Origin of the sequence: Citrobacter sp. Cpo148, assembly GCF_030332375.1 — a bacterium.
Lineage (GTDB): Bacteria > Pseudomonadota > Gammaproteobacteria > Enterobacterales > Enterobacteriaceae > Citrobacter > Citrobacter portucalensis.
In genome coordinates, this window is the sequence record NZ_JAOWHY010000042.1 from 540,612 (window position 1) to 561,057 (window position 20,446).

16 protein-coding genes and 1 pseudogene are annotated in these 20,446 nt (G+C 50.4%); 4 read left to right on the top strand and 13 right to left on the bottom strand.

All coding sequences use genetic code 11. From position 1 onward, the window contains the following. Nucleotides 1–2: 2 nt before the first annotated feature. Entirely contained in the window at nucleotides 3–647 is a 645-nt protein-coding gene (gene otnC / locus OGY10_RS09160; RefSeq protein WP_191226253.1) for a 3-oxo-tetronate 4-phosphate decarboxylase, read from the bottom strand. Then, complete coding sequence (gene otnK, locus OGY10_RS09165) at nucleotides 644–1,900, bottom strand: 3-oxo-tetronate kinase (protein ID WP_191226252.1); 1,257 nt, start codon at nucleotides 1,898–1,900, stop codon at nucleotides 644–646. Before otnK ends, otnC begins: the two co-directional genes overlap by 4 nt. Before the next feature lie 372 nt (nucleotides 1,901–2,272). Between otnK and OGY10_RS09170 the strand changes: the two genes are divergently transcribed. Continuing rightward, complete coding sequence (locus OGY10_RS09170) at nucleotides 2,273–3,166, top strand: PocR ligand-binding domain-containing protein (protein WP_060682561.1); 894 nt, start codon at nucleotides 2,273–2,275, stop codon at nucleotides 3,164–3,166. Here OGY10_RS09170 and cobA read toward each other — a convergent pair. Continuing rightward, complete coding sequence (cobA, locus tag OGY10_RS09175; RefSeq protein WP_003831416.1) at nucleotides 3,145–3,933, bottom strand: uroporphyrinogen-III C-methyltransferase; 789 nt, start codon at nucleotides 3,931–3,933, stop codon at nucleotides 3,145–3,147. The two genes, OGY10_RS09170 and cobA, sit on opposite strands and share 22 nt — an antisense overlap. Before the next feature lie 405 nt (nucleotides 3,934–4,338). Between cobA and OGY10_RS09180 the strand changes: the two genes are divergently transcribed. Then, nucleotides 4,339–5,241: a LysR substrate-binding domain-containing protein gene (locus tag OGY10_RS09180; protein WP_003022936.1), complete on the top strand. Its 903-nt coding sequence runs from the start codon at nucleotides 4,339–4,341 to the stop codon at nucleotides 5,239–5,241. Between the two features lie 82 nt (nucleotides 5,242–5,323). Here the strand turns inward: OGY10_RS09180 and cobO are convergent, their stop codons facing one another. From cobO to glmS, 10 genes and pseudogenes are all read right to left on the bottom strand, one after another. After that, a complete protein-coding gene (cobO, locus tag OGY10_RS09185; RefSeq protein WP_003022939.1) occupies nucleotides 5,324–5,926 on the bottom strand; it encodes a cob(I)yrinic acid a,c-diamide adenosyltransferase in 603 nt (200 codons plus the stop codon). A 9-nt stretch (nucleotides 5,927–5,935) separates the two neighbouring features. Further along, entirely contained in the window at nucleotides 5,936–7,588 is a 1,653-nt protein-coding gene (locus OGY10_RS09190; RefSeq protein WP_060682560.1) for a class I fumarate hydratase, read from the bottom strand. A 109-nt stretch (nucleotides 7,589–7,697) separates the two neighbouring features. Continuing rightward, complete coding sequence (glsA, locus tag OGY10_RS09195; RefSeq protein ID WP_032942734.1) at nucleotides 7,698–8,699, bottom strand: glutaminase A; 1,002 nt, start codon at nucleotides 8,697–8,699, stop codon at nucleotides 7,698–7,700. Between the two features lie 119 nt (nucleotides 8,700–8,818). Further along, nucleotides 8,819–10,100, bottom strand: a pseudogene (locus OGY10_RS09200) (dicarboxylate/amino acid:cation symporter); the annotation flags it as partial. 169 nt (nucleotides 10,101–10,269) lie between these two features. Continuing rightward, nucleotides 10,270–10,587, bottom strand: coding sequence for a DUF4387 domain-containing protein (locus tag OGY10_RS09205; RefSeq protein WP_286576657.1), 318 nt, complete (start codon nucleotides 10,585–10,587; stop codon nucleotides 10,270–10,272). Then, nucleotides 10,584–11,954 (bottom strand): acyclic terpene utilization AtuA family protein, encoded by a 1,371-nt coding sequence (locus tag OGY10_RS09210; protein ID WP_003022951.1) that lies wholly within the window; start codon nucleotides 11,952–11,954, stop codon nucleotides 10,584–10,586. Before OGY10_RS09210 ends, OGY10_RS09205 begins: the two co-directional genes overlap by 4 nt. A 3-nt stretch (nucleotides 11,955–11,957) precedes the next feature. Then, entirely contained in the window at nucleotides 11,958–13,199 is a 1,242-nt protein-coding gene (locus OGY10_RS09215; RefSeq protein WP_032942736.1) for a methylaspartate ammonia-lyase, read from the bottom strand. Continuing rightward, nucleotides 13,199–14,644, bottom strand: a complete 1,446-nt coding sequence (locus tag OGY10_RS09220; RefSeq protein ID WP_003831428.1) for a methylaspartate mutase subunit E — start codon at nucleotides 14,642–14,644, stop codon at nucleotides 13,199–13,201. Before OGY10_RS09220 ends, OGY10_RS09215 begins: the two co-directional genes overlap by 1 nt. Before the next feature lie 18 nt (nucleotides 14,645–14,662). Further along, nucleotides 14,663–16,051 carry a methylaspartate mutase accessory protein GlmL gene (gene glmL / locus OGY10_RS09225; protein WP_174770547.1) on the bottom strand — a complete coding sequence of 463 codons (1,389 nt, stop codon included), beginning with the start codon at nucleotides 16,049–16,051 and terminating at the stop codon, nucleotides 14,663–14,665. Next, nucleotides 16,051–16,500 (bottom strand): methylaspartate mutase subunit S, encoded by a 450-nt coding sequence (gene glmS, locus OGY10_RS09230; protein WP_003022963.1) that lies wholly within the window; start codon nucleotides 16,498–16,500, stop codon nucleotides 16,051–16,053. The genes glmL and glmS overlap by 1 nt, the downstream gene beginning before the upstream one ends. Nucleotides 16,501–17,717: 1,217 nt before the next feature. Here glmS and cydA point away from each other — a divergent pair. Next, a complete protein-coding gene (cydA, locus tag OGY10_RS09235) occupies nucleotides 17,718–19,286 on the top strand; it encodes a cytochrome ubiquinol oxidase subunit I (protein ID WP_008784156.1) in 1,569 nt (522 codons plus the stop codon). Between the two features lie 15 nt (nucleotides 19,287–19,301). Continuing rightward, complete coding sequence (cydB, locus tag OGY10_RS09240) at nucleotides 19,302–20,441, top strand: cytochrome d ubiquinol oxidase subunit II (RefSeq protein WP_003831431.1); 1,140 nt, start codon at nucleotides 19,302–19,304, stop codon at nucleotides 20,439–20,441. The last annotated feature ends 5 nt before the right edge of the window (nucleotides 20,442–20,446 follow it).

Consider the following 20,446-nt stretch of genomic DNA (forward strand, 5'->3'; position numbering starts at 1 on the left):
CCTCACGCTTGCCGGGAATGTTCAAGTTCGGCCACCGCCTCTTCTGAGAGCGGAACATAGCCGAGCGGTTTTAATGTCAGCCAGATGCGGGCGCTGTCTTCTAGTTCCTCGGCGTTAAACACCGCCTCACGCAGCGAGCGACCGCTTACTACCGGCCCGTGATTGGCCAGCAACGCAGCCGTATGATCTGCCGCGATTTCACTCAGTGCGCTGGCAATGCCTTCATGGCCGGGCTTGAAATAAGGCAGCAGCGGTAGCTGTCCGACGCGCATCACATAGTATGGCGTTAGTGGCGGTAGACAGTTTTCTGGCGTAGAGCAAGGCAGACAGGAGAGCGCGGTCAGCCATGGAGAATGCAGGTGCACAACCGCGCCGCAGGATGGCCGATGACGATACCACGCCAGATGCATGGGTACCTCTTTTGACGGTTTGTCGCCGCTAAGATGCACGCCGTTGGCATCCAGCCTACTTAGCGTGGCAGGATCAAGCTCACCCAGGCAGGAGTTGGTCGGGGTCACCAGATAGCCGCCATCCGGCAATTTGACGCTGAGGTTGCCGGAGCCGCCGCTGCTGTAACCACGCATAAACAAGGAACGGCCATAGCGGACGAGTAGTTCGCGTAGTTGGTGTTCACTCACCGGATTCATAATGCGTACTCCTGGGCTGTAAAAAAGAAATCTTCGTTACCAAAGTTGCCTGACTTCAGCGCCAGCGCCAGACCGGAGGAAAATACCCACGGCACGCCAGGCGCAATGGCTTTGCCAACGGACAGACGCTTCACCTGCAGTGCCTCTACCACGGTGCCGGATGTTTCTCCGCCTGCGACGATAAAGGTGTTTACACCTGCAACTTGTAGCTTTGTGCTCAGTCGGGAAAAAGCGTGTTCGATCGCCTGGCTGGCAGTCTGTTCGCCGTACTCTTGTTGAATGCGTTGGAGTATGTCTGGCGGCTGGGTGGCGTATATCATCGGCGCGAATGGGTCGTTGATATGCGTCATCGCCCAGGCACACAGTTCATCAGTGTAGCGTTCTGTATCAGACAGGCAGCGGGCCACGTCGAGTACACGAGAGGCTGCTGCGGCCTTATAGCGATTGACCTGACGATTACTCATTGCAGAACAGCTACCGGAGAACACCACCGTTTTAGCAGGTAGTGGAAAAGCGTCCAGCGGCATGGTTTGCTGAGTTCCGGTGCAGGCGGCCAGTGCGCCACCGAGCCCGGAGCCCCCGGCTAACAGAGGGCTGGCATGGAGTGCCTGCGCCAGCGTGTTGAGATCTGCTTCATCCAGCGTATCGACGATAACGTGACGCGTACCTTCAGCCTGAAGTTGGGCCAGAGCGTTAGTGACCGCTTCCACACCTTGACGCAGTATCGTGAGGTTAATGCAACCAACCTTACCTGGCGTTTGCGCGCTCAGCAGGCGCGGCAGGCTGGCATCGGTCATAGGATTAAGCGGATGCTTTTCCATCCCGGATTCGTTAAGCAGTACGCCGTTTACAAAAAGATGGCCATGCACCACCGTGCGCCCGTTTTGCGGCAGGGCGGGGCAGTGGACGATCACGGGTGTATGCAGCTCGTTCATCAACGCATCGCTGACCGGTCCAATGTTGCCTGTTGGCGTGGAGTCGAACGTCGAACAATATTTAAAATAGATCTGGCGGACACCTGCCTTTTGTTTCAGCCAGCGGGCACAGGACAGAGATTGTGCGATGGCCTGTTCTGCGGGTAATGAGCGGCTTTTCAGCGAGATGACGATAGCTTCGACCTCTTCATTCCAGCATTGAGTGGTATCAGGCATTCCGGGCAGTAGCGCAACGCGCCACCCCTGCTGCGCCATAAAGCTTGCAATGTCCGTTGCGCCGGTGAAATCGTCGGCGATAACGCCTGTGGTGACGGCCATGGATCAACTCCGTTCAGATTGTTTGCTAATTGAACATATTATTCAGGAGGGCCTTTCACATTCACATGATGATTATCACAAATAAGCACATCATTGATTCACAGTAAAAATGAGTAATCTATTGAAAATAATGGAAAAAGATGTTTTGTTTTGCGAAAAGAGTCTCACAAGAGAGTGTGAAGATTCGTTAATCTTTGAGAAAGCGAAGTCAGTAGCATGCAGCGGAGTATTATCGTGGTTGCTTTAACTCTCTTGCCAATTGATCATAATCATCTGCATAAATGAGATTATTTTTTGCGGTGAGCATCATTCTTTCTCTTGATTAAATTCTGCATATTACCGGCTTTAATTTCATTAATGCCGGAGGATGCCGTGTCGTTGAAAATCCAGGATGATTATCTACAACGTTTTTTCTCGATAGCAAAAGTATTCTCCAGTGCGACTGGATTAGCCACGGTTGTGGTTGATGTTAACGGAAAAACTCTCTCGGATTGCCATAACTTTAATTCGTTCTGCACATTAATGCGGGCGGATGAACGCTATTGTACGAGTTGCCAAAAGTGTGACAAATATTGTGCTTTTGAAGGATTAAAACACCTTAAACCCAGAATACTCAGCTGCCATGCAGGGCTAAGTCTGTTTTCTATGCCATTAATTCGCGAGGGGCATCTGTACGGTTTTATGCTCTGTGGGCAGGTGCGGGCAAAATATCAGGAATATAAAACTATCGTTATTGATAATGAATGCTCATGGATGGATGAACCAAAAATAAAAGCTGAATGGAGTCAGGTGGCGGTAGTCGATAATAATACACTGGTGGCATCAGCTAATTTATTAAATTATATTGTTGATAATTTTGAGACAGAACAGCAACAACCTGATGAGTTTGTTATCCCGCCGACCAGTTACATGCGTCATTATTTTACAGAGCCTTCCCGACACGAGAAAAAGCTTCTGGCAGCGTTGCGTTATATTGATGAGAATTTATATAGTGAATTATCCCTGGAATCCGTAGCAGCTCACGTTTGCTTAAGCGCAAACTATTTCAGCCGTTTTTTTAAGAAACGGCAGGGCGTTAACTTTAAAACCTGGGTGAATCAGAAAAAAATGCAAAAAGCGGGGGAGTTATTGCACGATCCCGTTCATTCAATAGACAGCATTGCCCGGAAACTCCAATACGCACAAACCAGTTACTTTTGCCGTGTTTTCCGGGCGGCGCATCAAACGTCGCCCCAGTCTTTTCGTCATGCCAGACTGTCGCAGTAAAGGTTTTCCGGCAGCGTGATGGCTTCAGGGATAAAAGAGAGCCGATCGCTCAGGGTTACCACATCACCAATCACTATCAGCGCAGGGGGGAGGATGTTAGCTTCCTGCGCCTTGCTCAGTAGTGAACCGAGCGTACAGGTCAGTCGGCGTTGGTTATCGCGGGTGGCGGACATAATTAGCGCTGCAGGCGTATCTGCTGATTTTCCACCCATCAATAATTCCTCACAGATAAACGCCAGATTGGCGATACCCATGACGATAACCAGCGTACCATTCAGTTTGGCCAGCTGACGCCAGTCCTGCTGTTGGTTGCCCTCCCGCGTATGACCGGTTACCACGTGAAATCCCGAGGCGAAATCGCGGTGTGTTACCGGAATCCCGGCATAGGTCAGGCCACCAATGGTTGAGCTAATACCCGGCACCACTTCAAACGGGATGCCCGTCTCGACGAGATCTTCAACTTCTTCAGCCCCACGTCCAAAAACATACGGATCGCCGCCTTTCAGACGCACAATATTATTGTGCGTTTGGGCATACTGGACAAGCAGTGCATTGATTTCATCCTGAGGTACACAATGGAAACCCGGGTTTTTGCCGACATTGATAAGCAGACAATCAGGTAATGCCCATTCCAAAATTTTAGGATTGACCAGCCGATCGTAAATAATGACATCAGCCTGTTTAATGCACATCATTGCTTTGAGGGTAAGTAATGAAATATCACCGGGACCTGCCCCAACGAGCCAGACCTTTCCGAAAGTTTTCACATTGTGTCCTTTATCACATCAATCAAAAAAAGGCAGAAACTACATCAAGGAATGATAAAAAGCAGTCGTTTGCCCGTAAGTTATAACGTGAAATTATCCAAAATTATCGCACTGATAATATTGATTAATCTCGCAAAGTTTTTTCTGCAATAAACAAGATAACTTGAAAAATTATTAAGAACTTATTGGCACCATTTGCTTAGGTTTAACCTTATTTAAATTGTGTTTATTGCTGCTCTTGAGTATTATTGGTTAATATTTATCCGCCATCAGTGTGAGTAAATCATGGATTGGATCAATGACATTAATGGATGAAATAAAATATAACTCTCGGTGCTTATCTGGGTAGCTTGAATTATTTTTTATAAATTAAACTATTTTTGTACGCTGCATATGGAAGAGGTTATGAGAGGAAAAATACCCAAGACGGAGTTGCTGGTAACTTTTGAAGTTGTTGCGCGTCACGAAAGTTATACCCGGGCAGCTGAAGAGCTGGCTTTGACACAAAGTGCTGTTTTCCGCCAGGTAAATGCACTGGAGGATTTTCTCAATACCGCGCTATTTAATCATGCCAAAAAACGCATTTTCTTAAATGCGGCCGGCAAACACTATTTAAGTATCGTTAAAGAAACGTTAAATAAACTTGAACGAGATACGACGACGATAATGACCTGGCAGCCGACGGTACAGGTTATTGAGCTGGCGGTGAATCCGACGTTCAGCACGCACTGGCTGATCCCAAACCTGCGTGAATTTAACAAACTTAATCCTGATATTATCGTGAACATTCATTCCCTGGCGAATATTGGTGATTTTCTCAATCGAGAGTATGACGCGGCAATCATGCGCGAAGACTTTTATTCGCCATGGTCAGGGGTTGAGTACCTGTTTGAAGAGGAAATTCTGCCGGTTTGCAGTCGCTGTTTGCTGGCCGAACCGGAACGAAAACTGGCGGTGAACGAATTACTAAACGAATTTCCGCTCTTACACCAAAGCACGCGCATCAAAGGGTGGCAGGAGTGGTTTGCGCTGTCAGATGTCAGCAGTCCGCTGGTGAATAAAGGTCCGAGATTTGATTTGTTATCGATGCTGATCGCGGCGGTCCGCTCTAATCTGGGCGTTGCGCTGCTCCCACGTTTTGCCATTCAGCACGATCTGGACAGCGGTGATATGGTCATTCCTTGCGATGTTCCAATGCGTACCGGGAATCGATTTATTATGACGTGGCGTGAAGAGAAATCGGAATCCGAGCATTTACAGATTTTCCGTAACTGGTTGCTCAGTAAGTCCGTGGTATCGGCTGCCTGAAGGTGGCTTGCGCCTTATCAGGCCTACAACGATGGGTAGGCCGGATAAGACGCGTTAGCATCGTTATCCGGCAAAAGAACGGCTACCAGTCGATCCCAATCTGTGCCTGAATACCGCGGTCAAACGCGTGTTTGACCGGGCGAATTTCACTGACCGTATCGGCCAGTTCCAGTAACAGCGTATGGCATCCGCGTCCTGTGACGATAACGCTCTGACCGGCAGGACGATTTTCGATGGCGCTGATAACCTCTTGCGTATCCAGATAGTGGTAAGCAAGCATGTAGGTGAGTTCATCCAGCACCACTAGATCGTAATGCGCATCAGCCAGCATGCGCTTACTTTCCTGCCAGACAACCGTTGCCGCCTCGATATCTGCTTGCCGATTTTGGGTTTCCCAGGTAAATCCGGTACCCATAATATGGAACTCGACGCCGAGAGGTTGCAGCGTGTTGTACTCGCCATTATCCCACTGACCTTTAATAAACTGCGCGATGCCAACGGTTTTTCCGTGACCCACTGCGCGCGTTGCCGTGCCAAAGGCTGCGGTGGATTTTCCTTTTCCGTTGCCGGTGAAGACAATCAGGATCCCTTTCTTCTCCGTTGCCGCCGCTACGCGGGTATCAACCTGCTCTTTCAGCTTCTGCTGACGCTGACGGTGTCTGTCGTTATTGGCGCGCGCTTCCATGGAAACTCCTTAATGCCCTGCCGGACAAGTTGCGCAGCGATGCTGCTGCTCGAACTGGCTAAAGAAGTTATTGCCTTTGTCATCCACTAATACGAAGGCCGGCATATTTTTAACTTCCATCATCCATACGGCTTCCATTCCCAGTTCGGGATATTCAAGGCACTGCAGGCTTTTCACGTACTGCTGCGCCAGCAGGGCTGCTGCACCGCCAATGCTGCCGAGGCTAAATCCACCGTGTTTCTGACAGGCATCAGTGACCTGCTGGCTGCGGTTACCCTTGGTGAGCATAATGAGGCTGCCGCCTTGTGCCTGGAAAGCATCGACATACCCATCCATGCGCCCGCCGGTGGTGGGCCCCATTGAGCCACAAGCCTGATTTTCCGGGGTTTTGGCGGGACCCGCGTAGTAAACGATATGCTTTTTCATGTATTCCGGCATCGGTTCGCCGTTATCCAGTCGCGCTTTGATGTTCGCGTGGGCGATATCGCGAGCGACAACAATCGGGCCGCTTAACGACAGGCGTGTACCAATGGGCAGAGCGGAAAGGTCATGCAGAATGTCACGCAGCGGACGGTTCAGATCCAGTTGTACGGTCTGGGCACCGTTTTCTACTCGCTGTGAATCAGGAATGAATTTGCCCGGATTATGCTCGAGTTTCTCCAGCCAGATACCGTGTTTATTAATTTTGGCCTTAATGTTACGGTCGGCAGAGCAGGAGAGGGCCATCGCGATTGGGCAGGAGCCGCCGTGGCGCGGTAAGCGAATTACGCGGATATCGTGGGCAAAGTATTTGCCGCCAAACTGCGCCCCGATGCCAAACTCGCGGCTGGCATTGAGCAACTCGGCTTCCAGCGCCGTATCACGGAACGCCTGGCCCAGCTCGTTCCCGCTGGTGGGTAGATTATCGTAATATTTGGTTGAAGCCAGTTTGGCGACTTTCAGCGCCTGGTCGGCGGATAAGCCCCCAACCACAAAAGCGATGTGATACGGCGGACAAGCGGCTGTACCCAGTGATTTCATTTTTTCGATCAGGAACGCAGTGAGTTTTTCCGGTTGTAGAATGGATTTGGTTTCCTGGTACAGCGCCGCTTTGTTAGCTGAGCCGCCACCTTTATTGACGAACAGGAAACGGTATTCGTTACCTGGGGTGGCGCTAATATCGATTTGTGCGGGCAGGTTGGTCTGGGTATTGACCTCGGTATACATATCCAGCGGGGCATTTTGCGAGTAACGCAGGTTGTTTTCGGTAAAGGTGGAATACACGCCTTTGCTTAATGCTTCTGCGTCATCGCCGCCGGTCCAGACATGTTGTCCTTTGCTGGCCACAATGGTTGCCGTCCCGGTATCCTGGCAGTTGGGCAGTACGCCTTTAGCTGAAACCTCTGCATTGCGCAGCAGCTGCAATGCGACGTACTTATCGTTACTGCTGGCCTGTGGGTCGTGCAAAATGCTGGCAATCTGTTTTAAATGTCCGGCGCGCAGGAAAAATGAAGCCTCATAAAACGCCTGCTGTGCTAACAAGGTTAACGCTTCCGGTGCAACCTTGATCACTTCCTCTCCGTCTAACTCCGTTACCGTAACGTGCTGGTTACTAAGTAATTCATACTCGGTACTATCTTTACTCTGAACAAAGAGTTCCTGCCAGACAAATGGTTTAGACATGTTTACTTCTCACCTCTTCGTGTTGTTTACCGAATGGCGCTTCGCTTATCCGGCCTACGATTAACGCATTGGTGTAGGTCGGATAAGCGAAGCGCCATCCGGCGTAAAGTTATTTGGCTAAAAAGACATTGGCTTTTGTCGCTTCGGCGACATATTCGATAGTTTTCTGGGCACGAACGCTGTTTCCGGCTTCATCAAGCGGCGGAGAATAGACCGCAATCGCATATTCGCCTGGGACAACGGCAACCATGCCGCCGCCGACGCCGCTTTTCGCCGGGATGCCAACGGTGTACAGCCATTTACCGCTACCGTCGTAAAGCCCGGCAATTGCCATTTCTGCCAGCACCTGCGGAACATATTTCTCATTCAGCAACTGTTTACCGTTGAACGGAGATTTGCCTTTGTTCGCGAGTACAGCACCCATTTTGGCCAGTTGCTCAACGGTGATATCCACCGAGCACTGGCGGGTATAAATTTCAACGGCTTCGTCAGTGTTGCCATAGAAGCTGTTATAGGATTCCATCAGTTTGGCCAGCGCCTGATTGTGCTGGTTGGTTTCCATTTCAGATTTGAAAACCGGTTCGTTCACGGTGAGAGTGGCATCGGCCCAGACGTTCAGGTTGTCGAGGATTTTGTTCCAACGATCGGTTTTGTCTTTGGCTTCGATCAGGCTAACGGTGCTCATGGCCCCGGCGTTTACCAGAGGGTTTTCAGGCGCGCCTTTGGTCAGTTCAACAGCTAAACCTGAGTTGAATGGCATTCCGGTGGCATTGGCGCCAAGTTTATCCAGCACTACCTGAGGACCGTGCTGCTCCATGGCGAGCGCCATGGTGAACACTTTACTCAGGGATTCCATTGGGAAAGGTTTGTTAACATCGCCAACCTGGTAGATCTTGCCGTCCACCGTCGCAATGGTGATGGCAAAATTTTTCGGGCTATAGGTCGCCAGAGCAGGGATGTAGTCGGCGACTTTTCCATCGTTGTTACTTTTGTACTTCTGATGAGCCTGTTCTATCAGCTTGGCGTAGTCGGGCGTGGTTTGCGCGAATGTGGTTGCGCTAAACAAGACGCTGAAAGAAAAGAGACTCACGCCGAGAATTGTTTTATTCATTATGCATTCCTGTTGGTGTTGTTGGGAAAACAATCCAGTAGGCCGGATAGGGCGTTCACGCCGCTATCCGGCCTACGATTAGTTGTTCTTCTACTGTCAGGACAAAGCGACTTCCGTTTCGGTAACCGGACGTTCCTGCTCCGGGGACTTCACTGGTGCAGAGCCACGGCAACCCTGGCCGAAGTGTTCACCTTCCCAACGGCTGACAATGGCTGCTCCCATGGCGTTACTCATAACGTTCGTGGCGGAACGACCCATATCGAGGAACGGATCGACACCCATCAGCAGAATCAGACCTGCTTCTGGAATGTTGAACTGGTTCAGGGTTGCAGCGATAACCACCATTGATGCGCGCGGTACGCCTGCCATTCCTTTCGAGGTGAGCATCAGGATCAACAGCATGGTGATTTGCTCGCCCATGCTCAGTTCGATGTTGCACGCCTGGGCAATAAAGACGGTGGCAAATGAGCAATAAGCCATGGAACCGACTAGGTTAAAGGAATAACCGATAGGCAGAACGAAGCTGGCGATTTTTGACGAAACACCGAATTTTTCCAGCTTGTCCAGCGTACCCGGGAAGGCGGCTTCAGAGCTTGAAGTGGTAAAGGCCAGCAGAGCGGGTTCGAGGATTGATTTAGTTAACCGTGCGATGCAAGGCCCGACGATCATAGTAGACAGGCCAATGAGGATCGCCCACAGCATACCCAGCGTCAGGTAGAACTCACCCATGAAGATCCCGGCGCTAACCATCACACCTAGACCACGTTCGGCAATCAGACCTGAAATAGCGGCAAAAACGGTCAATGGTGCAAACAGCATGACGTAACCCGTCAGCTTCAGCATGACGTGCACCAGTGAATCCAGCACTTTCACGATAGGATCGGCTTTTTCACCAATCGCAGCGAGGCTGCAACCGAGGAAGATTGAGAACACGACGATCTGCAGAATTTCGTTACGCGCCATCGCATCGACAATACTGGTCGGTACCGCGTGTGAGATGAATACTTTCAGCGTGAATGGCTCTGACTTAACGGCGGCAACGGCTCCGACGTCATGTGGCACAAAGTTGATACCTGCGCCTGGCTGGAAGATATTAACGATAACCAGACCCAGTGCAATTGACACCAGAGAGGCGCAAATAAACAGGAAGAAGGTTTTCGAAAATATACGTCCCAGCGTTTTGGCATCGCCCATTTTGGCAATACCTACAACCAGAGTTGAAATAACCAATGGAGCGATAATCATTTTCACCATACGTAAGAATATGGTGGTGAAAATGGAAATATCTGCTGCATAAGATTTTGCTGTTTCAGCCGCGGCCATATTATTTATGGCCACCCCGGCAATCATGCCGAGTATCAGGCCTAATATGATCATCTTCGTTAAACTAATTTTCTTCATGTGTACTCCATCGGATAAAGGCTGGTAATTGGAATTGTGTAGGGTGGCGTGCGCCTGAACCTGGACAGCAGCTCAGACGCACGCCTGTTGTGACCAACCGCATGAATAATTCGAAGCACTGTGATACAGCTGAATTCTGTGCTCCAATGGTTGTTATTGTGTTTTTTTGTTACAAGTCGAACTCAATACTTAATAATGGAGCGTGTTGCTGCGCACCATAAACATCATTGTCACCGACATTGCCGGAAATAATATCTCGTGGCATGACGATTTTTACGGCATTCGCTGGATCGAACCAGACGATATTGTGAATAAATTCAGGCTCAACATTATATAAACCGGCAATAAGCTGCGGCGTTAATTGCTCGCAGGCTTTTACCCGCTGATAGTCTTCCCTTGTTTTAAATAAAATATCTAAAACCAGTTCGTACGGTCCGGCATTTTTGGAACGAATAACTTGTGCCAGTGAACAAATTGAGTTTTTCATGCCTGAACTCCTTCTGGCGTCACCTGTTCAATGTGGAAATCAAAACGCAGCGCATCGCTCGCTTCAATCAGGTGATAGATCGAGAACTCATACACCGGTCCACTCTGAATATCAGATGGCGAGAACGGGAAGGCGAGGTTGCCCGCAGTCGCAATGCGATTTTCATAGCCGTAGTGCAGCAGGGTAGAGCGCACCAGCGAGCAAACACTGTTAGCGATATCCTGCGTTGGCGCAACGACATCCAGTAAAATTCCCAGTTCATGGCCCGCAGTTTTCATCGGCTCATGGTTGCCCATCACACCGTTCTTACCGTACAGGTGGAACGTCATGCGGATACTGTCGTCATTCAGTGAGAGGTTACGTGCAACGCTTGCCTGTACCTCTTCAAGAATCGTGTCAATCCCGGCAATCATAATCGGGTCACGTGTTCCGGCGATGGTCAGGCAACGGAAGCCAACCTGGCGTGCACCTTCCAGTTTCAACGCATACGGTGTTTCTTCATGGCGTGAACCGCTGACATACACTTCGCCCTCGTTAACCTGGGTGAAAGTGCATGCCTTCAGGTTCAGCACACCGCCTGGCCCTGGCAGGAAGTACGGATCTGACTTCTCGTACAGGGTGTGCGCTGCTGCGGAAGTCTCGGTGAACTTACGCTTGGGATTGAACGCCTTCAGCGTAAAGCCGTTATCGTCAATGATTCCCATCGCACAATCTGAGCCGGAACCAGGGGTGGCGGCAATGGCTGCACACTCAAGGATCTTACCGCAATGAAGCGCCAGACCTTCATCAAAGCCCTGCATAATCGGCAGCGCGGCGAAGCAGGCCGGATCGTAGGCACGCCCGCCCAGGACCACCTGCGCACCGGCTTTCAGCGCACGCTGGAAAGGCTCGACGCCCATCTGCGCGACAATGTAGGTGCTCTCTTCAATGGCCTCGTGAGTCAGTTCAGGCACAAAATCGAGCGCGGTGATTTTGCCGTTATCCAGCGCCTGATGAACGATTTCTTTGTCGACATCAGACGGAATCAGCGCCATTGAGAACGACAGTTTTTCTTCCTGCGCGATCTCATGGATTATCTGGCGACACCACTCCAGATGCGGAGCTGCGCCAGAACCACCGGCTGTGCCGATCACGACAGGGATGTTGTTCTTAACGCCTGCCACAATCATATAGCGCAGATCGCGTTTCACACCGGCCCTGTCAGTAAAGGGTTTACCTGCCCCCAGGTAGTGGGGGCCAGGATCGGAGGAACCTGCGTCAACAGCAATAAGATCCGGTGACTCTTCCATGGCTTTACGAAAACTTTCTTCCGGGAAGCCATAACCCAGGATAGCCGTAGGCGATAAGATCTTAAATGTGCGTGCCATCTCTTAATCCTTAGTTTGCAACAGCGCGATGGTGCGGTTCATTTCGTTAAACACGATGTTGAGACCTTCATCGAAACCCATACCCGGTTTGATCAGCATGCGCATTGGACGCGCGGCCAGCGCGACGTGTACGCAGGTACGAGCACTGATTTCCGTTTCGTTACAGGTACCGCCCTGATAGGCTTCCATTCCGTGTTTGTTGCAATACAGCACTGCATCAACGATGTTGTGAATACCGCCCAGGTCCGGGGTTTTAATCTGCACCATGTGGCAGCTGCCCGCGTCGGTGAAGTCCACGATGTCCTGATAGGTGTTACACCATTCATCCGCAACGATTTTCACGCCAGAACCCAGACGAGTCAGCTCCTGAGTGATCTCGGTTAACATGCGGATCTGATCCGGCTTGTTACCGGCATCAACCGGGCCTTCAATGTACAGCGGCAGGCCTTGCGCTTCGGCTTCCAGGCTGGCGATGTATTCGGCGCAACGCACTGGATCCATATCGAAGATCAGACCGATGGTGCCGTAGACATCAATGTGCAGCGTTGGGTGATAGCTATCGTTGGTGCGCAGGCTCAGGATGCGGTTAGACAACCAGCGGACGTACTCACGCAGTTTTTCACCTTTAAAGCCCAGCTTCTCTTCTACGTTATTGATCAGCGCATGCGGCAGGACATCCACACCTTTGAGGATCATCTTGTCGACGGCGATATAACGGTCGTCGCCGCTCTGACCAAATAACGGAATGGCTTCCGGGACGCATGGCAGCTGCCATTCATCACAAACCACTTCGGCTTTCAGACGACCGGTAGCCAGTGCCGCTGCGTCGAGCAGCGCCTGAGACAGACCATAACGTACGGCGGTATGCAGCAGATGGCCATCAATACGCAGTTCGTCAAAGAAACGGGCGTTGGTCAGGAACGAATCAACGTCACGACCTTCCAGCAACGGCTTGATGTGGTCGTTGAGGAACGGAATGAAGTTTTCAGCCAGGAACAGCGGGTCACGACCGCCTGCACCTGAATATTGCACCGCTGCGCAATCGCCCACAGCCACCGCGCCGTTTTCCAGAATCAGCTGTACGGAAACACATTCACCCGCCTGACGAACAGACGTAAATCCAGGCGTTACCGGATCGCCGGTATAGATAAACCCGTCATGACCGGCGCCGTTTTTGATGGCCTGCTGATCGTCAAAATAAAATGAGGAGTAGCCAGCTGTGAAAAGGGCCTGTTTAATTTTCATTATGGTCTTCCTATTAATTTACTGTGGGATACGGCGTTGATGTCATCAATGACCATCTGGAAAGAAGGCTTGCGACCTTCGAAATGTGCGCGCTCTGCAACGTAGTCGTGGTGCAGGGCGAGAATATCTTTCGGCAGCGGCACGGCACCGGCTTCAAGAATACGGATTGCGCCTGTGTTATCGCGAACAGGCAGGATCTTACCGGCGTTACAGGCGGCAGGAGCGAAAGGCACATCCAGCACGCCAGCTTCAAAGGCCAGCACCGTACCGCGCGCAATGTCGCCATTGCCCAGTTCGAAGACTTTCTTCAATACCGCGCGGACTTCGCTCTTAATCAGGTCAACTTCCTGCTCCACGGCAGCGCACTGCGGGAATTTCTGATCGCTGACCATGTTGAGCATCTGGCGTGACGCTTTCAGACCCTGGGCGTTAGCTGCCGCGGTTGGGATACCGAATGCTTCGTGCGGACTTTTGGTAATAACTTTTGTGGCACCAGACATACCGGCAACCGCTGCGCCCCAGGCGATAACGGAGAAGGCTTTTGCTTCATCTTCCGGGAATCCGCCCATCCACTGGTGGAAAACGGTGCTCAGCTCGTAATCGTCGAAGCCATGGTTATGGAAGTATTCGTGGGACAGTTCACGCAGTGCCTGAATAGCAGCGATATCCTGTGTCAGGCTACCGACCTGGCCGTAACCGACGGTAATAGACTTCACGCCCTGCTCCAGCGCCAGCAGACCTTCGATAATCGCGACTGAGTGGGACATGAACGGCGGGATCAGCGTGCCGGTCAGCGGACCAAACGGCTCACGGTTGATGCGAATGCCGTTCTCTTCGTACAGACCCATCAGACGGTCGCAGTACTGCCAGTCACGGATAGATTTTTCCAGGGTGACGCGTTTGGCGTAAGGGATGTTGTAGGAGATACCGCCGCCTTCGTAGCTGGTAAAGCCACTGGCCATGGCGATTTCTGCCAGCAGACGCGCATCCGGTGTACCGTGGCGAACCTGGATCGGTTTATCCAGCGATTCAGTCATACGACGGCAGGCAGCAACCCCGTGATTGACGACCGGTAAACCATTCAGCTTGGAAGTACCTGCTTCGATGGATTTTTGGATCCCGACAGCGGCTTCTTCATAGCGGTTCAGACGGGTATAGGCATCGATAGTACTTGGCAGGAGGTCGCACTCTTCCTGCAATGTTTTGAGCAGCGCAATATGCTCATCCATTAATGCCACACCTGCGCGCGGCTGGCTCAGAGTTTTACCTTCCTGATCGGCCTTCAGCAGGGCGAGGGAGAAACGCTTTTTCTCTGGAATTGATTGCTGGTACTTCACGCCATCTTCGAAGTTCTCAACGTCTTTGCCGGTTTCCCAGGTTTGTAACACCTGATGCCTTTCGGTCATAAATTCGTCGTGGGTCAATTTTTTATTTCGAAGTTCCATTCGTAGCTGCCTTAAGTTTTATAGGGTTAAACACTGAATGCTGGTGCGAGCAGCGGCTTGCGGGTACAGCCTGGCGACGTTTGCCAGTAGAGGGAGCAGGCCATTTGAATCGCGGTAATACTCAAACTGATTCGGTAACAGAATTCTTTTACCCTGGTCGTCCAGCTCCCTGTATTTGAGCCAGTTATGGATATCGAACTGGCTGGCGCGAGAGAGCCATCCCCCTGAACCGACGATTTTGCGTACGGTGGTGAGATCGCGACCCATCTGTAAATCCACATTACCCACGCAGGTGCAAACCTGCTTTTTAGTGCCCGCGTGGCGCTCAGCGGCATAGCCCACGCATAAACCTGCCAGCAGGGTGTCGAAATATTTCTCTTCCTCGCTGAGTGGCAGGTAATCCGGTTGCCCAACCAGGTGGCGTAGATAGCGGTAAAACGCTTCCTCGCGCTGTGGCTGCTGGGCGAAGATGACTTTCACCATATCCTGCGTGCTTTCTCCCACCACAACGGCGGAAACGCGCATTCCAAGGTCGCCTTCAACGGTACGTTTGACGAACGGTTCAGGAACACCATGCAGGACGGTATCGGGGGAGAGGGTATTCGCGCTGGCCGAATAGACATCCGTGGTGGCTCCGCCCATATCAATCAGCATGAATTCCTTCCATGCGCTGTCGTAATCGCTAATGGCTTTGACTAACTCATATACCGTCCATGGCGTCGGCATAGGCTCTTCGCCTGTTTCGCCGACGATAACGTCCAGACCTTTGCCTTTGACGATGCGTGACAAGAACACATCGCAAATCGCCTGGCGCGCGGCAAACGGATTCGGGTGATCGAGGTCCGGCAGAATGTTGTCTACCGTGGTCAGATCCTTATGTCCCAGAATTGCTTGTATTTCGTCCTGAATGTCCCGGTTTCCGGCGTAGATAATGGCGCAATCAAGCTTTGAGCCTGCCAGCGCGTGCGCATTCGCCAGGCCGTAACTTTCTTCGCCACCGTCTGTCCCGCCGGTAAACAACAGAATGTCTGGCGGTGATGATTCCAGCTCCTGGATGTCATGACGGTTCAGCTTGTACGAATAATATTGCGCGATTTTCGCTCCTGCCGAATGGGCGGTAACTTTTGCCGACTCCAGCGTAATGGAAGGCACCAGCCCCATTGCTGCAACGGCGAGCCCACCTTTCGCTGAGGAGGAGTATTTCAACTGCACTTCACCACTTTTCAGTAACGGGCGAGCATCGGCAACATTCAGCACCTGATTCAGGCTGGCAAAAAAACCGTCTGCCAGATGATGTGTGGTGGTTGGGGTCAGGACATGGTTTACCAGGGTTAATTCCTCGCCTTCATGTGCGAAGAGGGCTGCCTTGGTCCATGTCGAGCCGATATCGACAGAAACTGTTTGCATCAGATGGCCTCTTCCAGGCAACGCTGTTCGAGGCCATTGTGTTGGTGAATATCATTAGTGATAAGCGCGCAAACATCTTCCAGATCGTGGCTGGGGGCGAAGACCCGGTTAAAGCCCATCTCTTTAAACTTCACTTCCACGTCGGCGAAGTCATGTTTACCGACGACCAGGTTGCCGCCGACGTACAGCAGAATGTCGCCAAGGCCGCGTTCGATGCAGCGCTCACGCAATCCGAGGCAGTCAATGTCGCCATGACCGTAGATAGAGGACACCACGATGGCATCGGCGCCTGTTTCAATCGCAGCATCAATATATTCATCCTGGCTCACCATCACCCCGAGGTTGATTACGTGAAAATCATGAGCAGTAAAAACGCGATCCAGAACTTTATTACCTACTGCATGGCAGTCAGCACCGATGACGCCAATAACAAGTGTAGATTTCTTCATGGGTAATCCTCTGTAGGGCTGATGGTCAATAAGTGAAATTATTTTCTAATATTTAGAACATGGATTGTGACAACCTCTTAATAGGGTTGGAGTTTCTGTGGAAGCGAAAAAGGAAGCAATTGATCTATTTTCAAAATATCCTGAGAAAAATGATTGTTATATTTGTCATCTATAAAATTCTTTCATAATCAATGTGATGGATTATCTTTTCTTAGCTGGTTTTAATTTATTAGAGAATTGGGCAATAAATGACTTGCCATGTTTGTGATCGAAATCTTATTTTGTTATGCGCGCCGTTTATGACGTGTTTTAAATAATTTCAAAAATCCCAATTACTAATTAACTTGTGAACGACATAACGGTTTTTTATTTTTTAATCTTATATGTCACAATTCATTTTTGTTAAATTTAGGATAAAAATGATAAGGAAATGTTTGTGGCATATTTAATCTTTGCCACATAAGAGAAGAGGGGGTGTTAATGATAACTTTCAGTGATGACTTAAGCGAAACGTCAGCGTTCTCTCGCAGAACGACAAACGCAATGCATCGGTCATTGTGGAACGTTTTCGCTTCCAGTTGAGATAGTTACATCTCGGTGTTAATTATAAGTAAAATTTAAATGAATAATTTGTATGAAATAACAAATCCATGACTTGCTAAACAAAAAACTGTGAGCTACCCAGCATTAGTGATTCTTTATCTTCTATCAATTAAGTCATCCGGGCTGGTTAAAAGATCGTGTACATTTAAATAAATATCCTATCATTTGTAGTAACGGTAATTACTCATTGAAAAACATGTTGTTAACATCGCGTTTACTAGTAGCGTGAGTGCTAAACACTATTAACATTAAATTTGAAAATTGATTTAAATCAATGTTTAAAACTTGGAAAACAGCATCAAAAGAGGGTAAATTGCTTCAGATCAAATTGGTCTGAAAGTGGTAAATTAGCTATAAATTGATCACTATCGAAAAATGCAAATTTGTCTCGATAAAAACCTGTTTATTGTAAGGATTTTACGGCGTAATATAATTGCGGGATCAATTTGAGTGTTTTATTAACATGTTTGTAACCTTTCATCATTGTCCTTTCTTCAAATGAGAGGAAAGGGTAGCGGCGGAAGGAAGCAGATAAATTTGTATTGGGGCATGCGTGTGACCCTTTCTAACGGGGTTCACTCTCGGAGTCTTCATGCGATGAGCAAGGAGTCATGATGTTAGATATAGTCGAACTGTCGCGCTTACAGTTTGCCTTGACCGCGATGTACCACTTCCTGTTTGTGCCACTGACGCTCGGTATGGCGTTCTTGTTGGCCATCATGGAAACGGTCTACGTCCTTTCCGGCAAACAGATTTATAAAGATATGACCAAGTTCTGGGGCAAGTTGTTTGGTATCAACTTCGCTCTGGGTGTGGCTACCGGTCTGACCATGGAGTTCCAGTTCGGGACTAACTGGTCTTACTACTCCCACTATGTAGGGGATATTTTCGGTGCGCCGCTGGCGATCGAAGGTTTGATGGCCTTCTTCCTCGAATCCACCTTTGTAGGTCTGTTCTTCTTCGGCTGGGACCGTTTGGGTAAAGTCCAGCATATGTGTGTCACCTGGCTGGTGGCTCTGGGTTCTAACCTGTCCGCGTTGTGGATTCTGGTTGCGAACGGCTGGATGCAGAACCCAATCGCAGCGGATTTCAACTTCGAAACCATGCGTATGGAGATGCTGAGCTTCTCTGAACTGGTGCTCAACCCGGTAGCACAGGTGAAATTTGTTCACACTGTGGCATCTGGTTATGTATGTGGCGCGATGTTCGTTCTGGGTATCAGCTCCTACTATATGCTGCGCGGTCGTGACTTCGCGTTTGCTAAACGTTCTTTTGCTATCGCTGCCAGCTTTGGTATGGCTGCTATTCTGTCTGTTATCGTTCTGGGTGATGAATCTGGTTACGAAATGGGCGACGTGCAGAAAACCAAACTCGCTGCGATTGAAGCAGAATGGGAAACTCAGCCTGCACCGGCTTCCTTCACGCTGTTCGGTATTCCGGACCAGGATGCGCAGGAAAACCATTTTGCGATTCAGATTCCTTATGCGCTGGGCATCATTGCCACCCGCTCTGTTGATACACCGGTCATTGGTCTGAAAGATCTGATGGTGCAACACGAAGAGCGTATCCGTAACGGGATGAAAGCGTATCAGTTGCTGGAAGAACTGCGTGCTGGTACTACCGACCAGGCCGTTCGTGACCAGTTCAACAGCATGAAGAAAGACCTGGGTTATGGTCTGCTGTTGAAACGCTATACGGACAAAGTTACCGACGCGACCGAAGCGCAAATTCAGCAGGCAACGAAAGATTCTATTCCTCGCGTTGCGCCGCTGTACTTCGCTTTCCGTATCATGGTGGCATGCGGCATTCTGATGCTGGCAATTATCGCGGTGTCCTTCTGGACTGTGCTTCGTAACCGTATCGGTGAGAAAAAATGGCTGCTGCGCACCGCGCTGTATGCGATTCCTCTGCCGTGGATTGCTATTGAATCCGGTTGGTTTGTTGCAGAGTACGGTCGTCAACCGTGGGCGATTGGTGAAGTGTTACCAACAGCCGTAGCGAACTCTTCGCTGACTGCTGGCGACCTCATCTTCTCGATGCTGTTGATTTGCGGCCTGTATACCCTGTTCCTGGTGGCTGAACTGTATCTGATGTTCAAGTTCGCACGCCTTGGGCCGAGTAGCCTGAAAACCGGTCGTTATCACTACGAGCAGTCCACTGTGACTTCTCAGCCGGCACGCTAAGACAGGAGTCGTCAAATGATCGATTATGAAGTATTGCGTTTTATCTGGTGGCTGCTGGTTGGCATTCTGCTGATTGGTTTTGCGGTCACTGATGGCTTCGACATGGGGGTGGGCATGCTCACCCGTTTCCTCGGTCGTAATGATACCGAGCGTCGAATTATGATTAACTCCATTGCCCCGCACTGGGACGGTAACCAGGTTTGGCTCATCACCGCGGGTGGCGCACTGTTCGCTGCCTGGCCGATGGTCTATGCCGCTGCGTTCTCCGGTTTCTATGTGGCGATGATTCTGGTTCTGGCGTCCTTGTTCTTCCGTCCGGTCGGTTTTGACTACCGCTCTAAGATTGAAGATATGCGCTGGCGCAACATGTGGGACTGGGGCATCTTCATTGGTAGCTTCGTGCCACCGCTGGTGATTGGTGTGGCGTTCGGTAACCTGCTGCAAGGGGTTCCGTTCCACGTAGATGACTACATGCGTTTGTACTACACCGGTAACTTCTTCCAGTTGCTGAATCCGTTTGGTCTGCTGGCAGGTGTCGTGAGCGTTGGGATGATCATCACCCAGGGTGCGACCTATCTGCAGATGCGTACGGTAGGTGAACTGCATCTGCGTGCTCGTGCAACTTCACAGGTTGCGGCGCTGGTGACTCTGGTCTGCTTCGCGCTGGCCGGTGTGTGGGTGATTTATGGTATTGACGGTTATGTTGTGACCTCAGCACTGGATCATCATGCTGCCTCTAACCCGCTGACCAAAGAAGTGGCTCGTGTGGCTGGCGCATGGATGGTGAACTTTAACAATGCACCTATCCTGTGGCTGGTTCCTGCACTGGGCGTGGTTCTGCCGCTGTTGACCATCCTGACTTCTCGTATGGAGAAAGGGGCATGGGCGTTCGTCTTCTCCTCACTGACGTTAGCCTGCATCATCCTGACTGCCGGTATCGCAATGTTCCCGTTTGTGATGCCATCCAGCACCATGATGAACGCAAGTTTGACCATGTGGGATGCCACCTCCAGCCAGCGTACATTGAATCTGATGACCTGGGTCGCGGCGGTGTTTGTACCGATCATTCTGCTGTACACCAGCTGGTGTTACTGGAAGATGTTCGGTCGCATCACTAAAGAAGATATTGAAAGCAACACCCACTCTCTGTACTAAGTAAG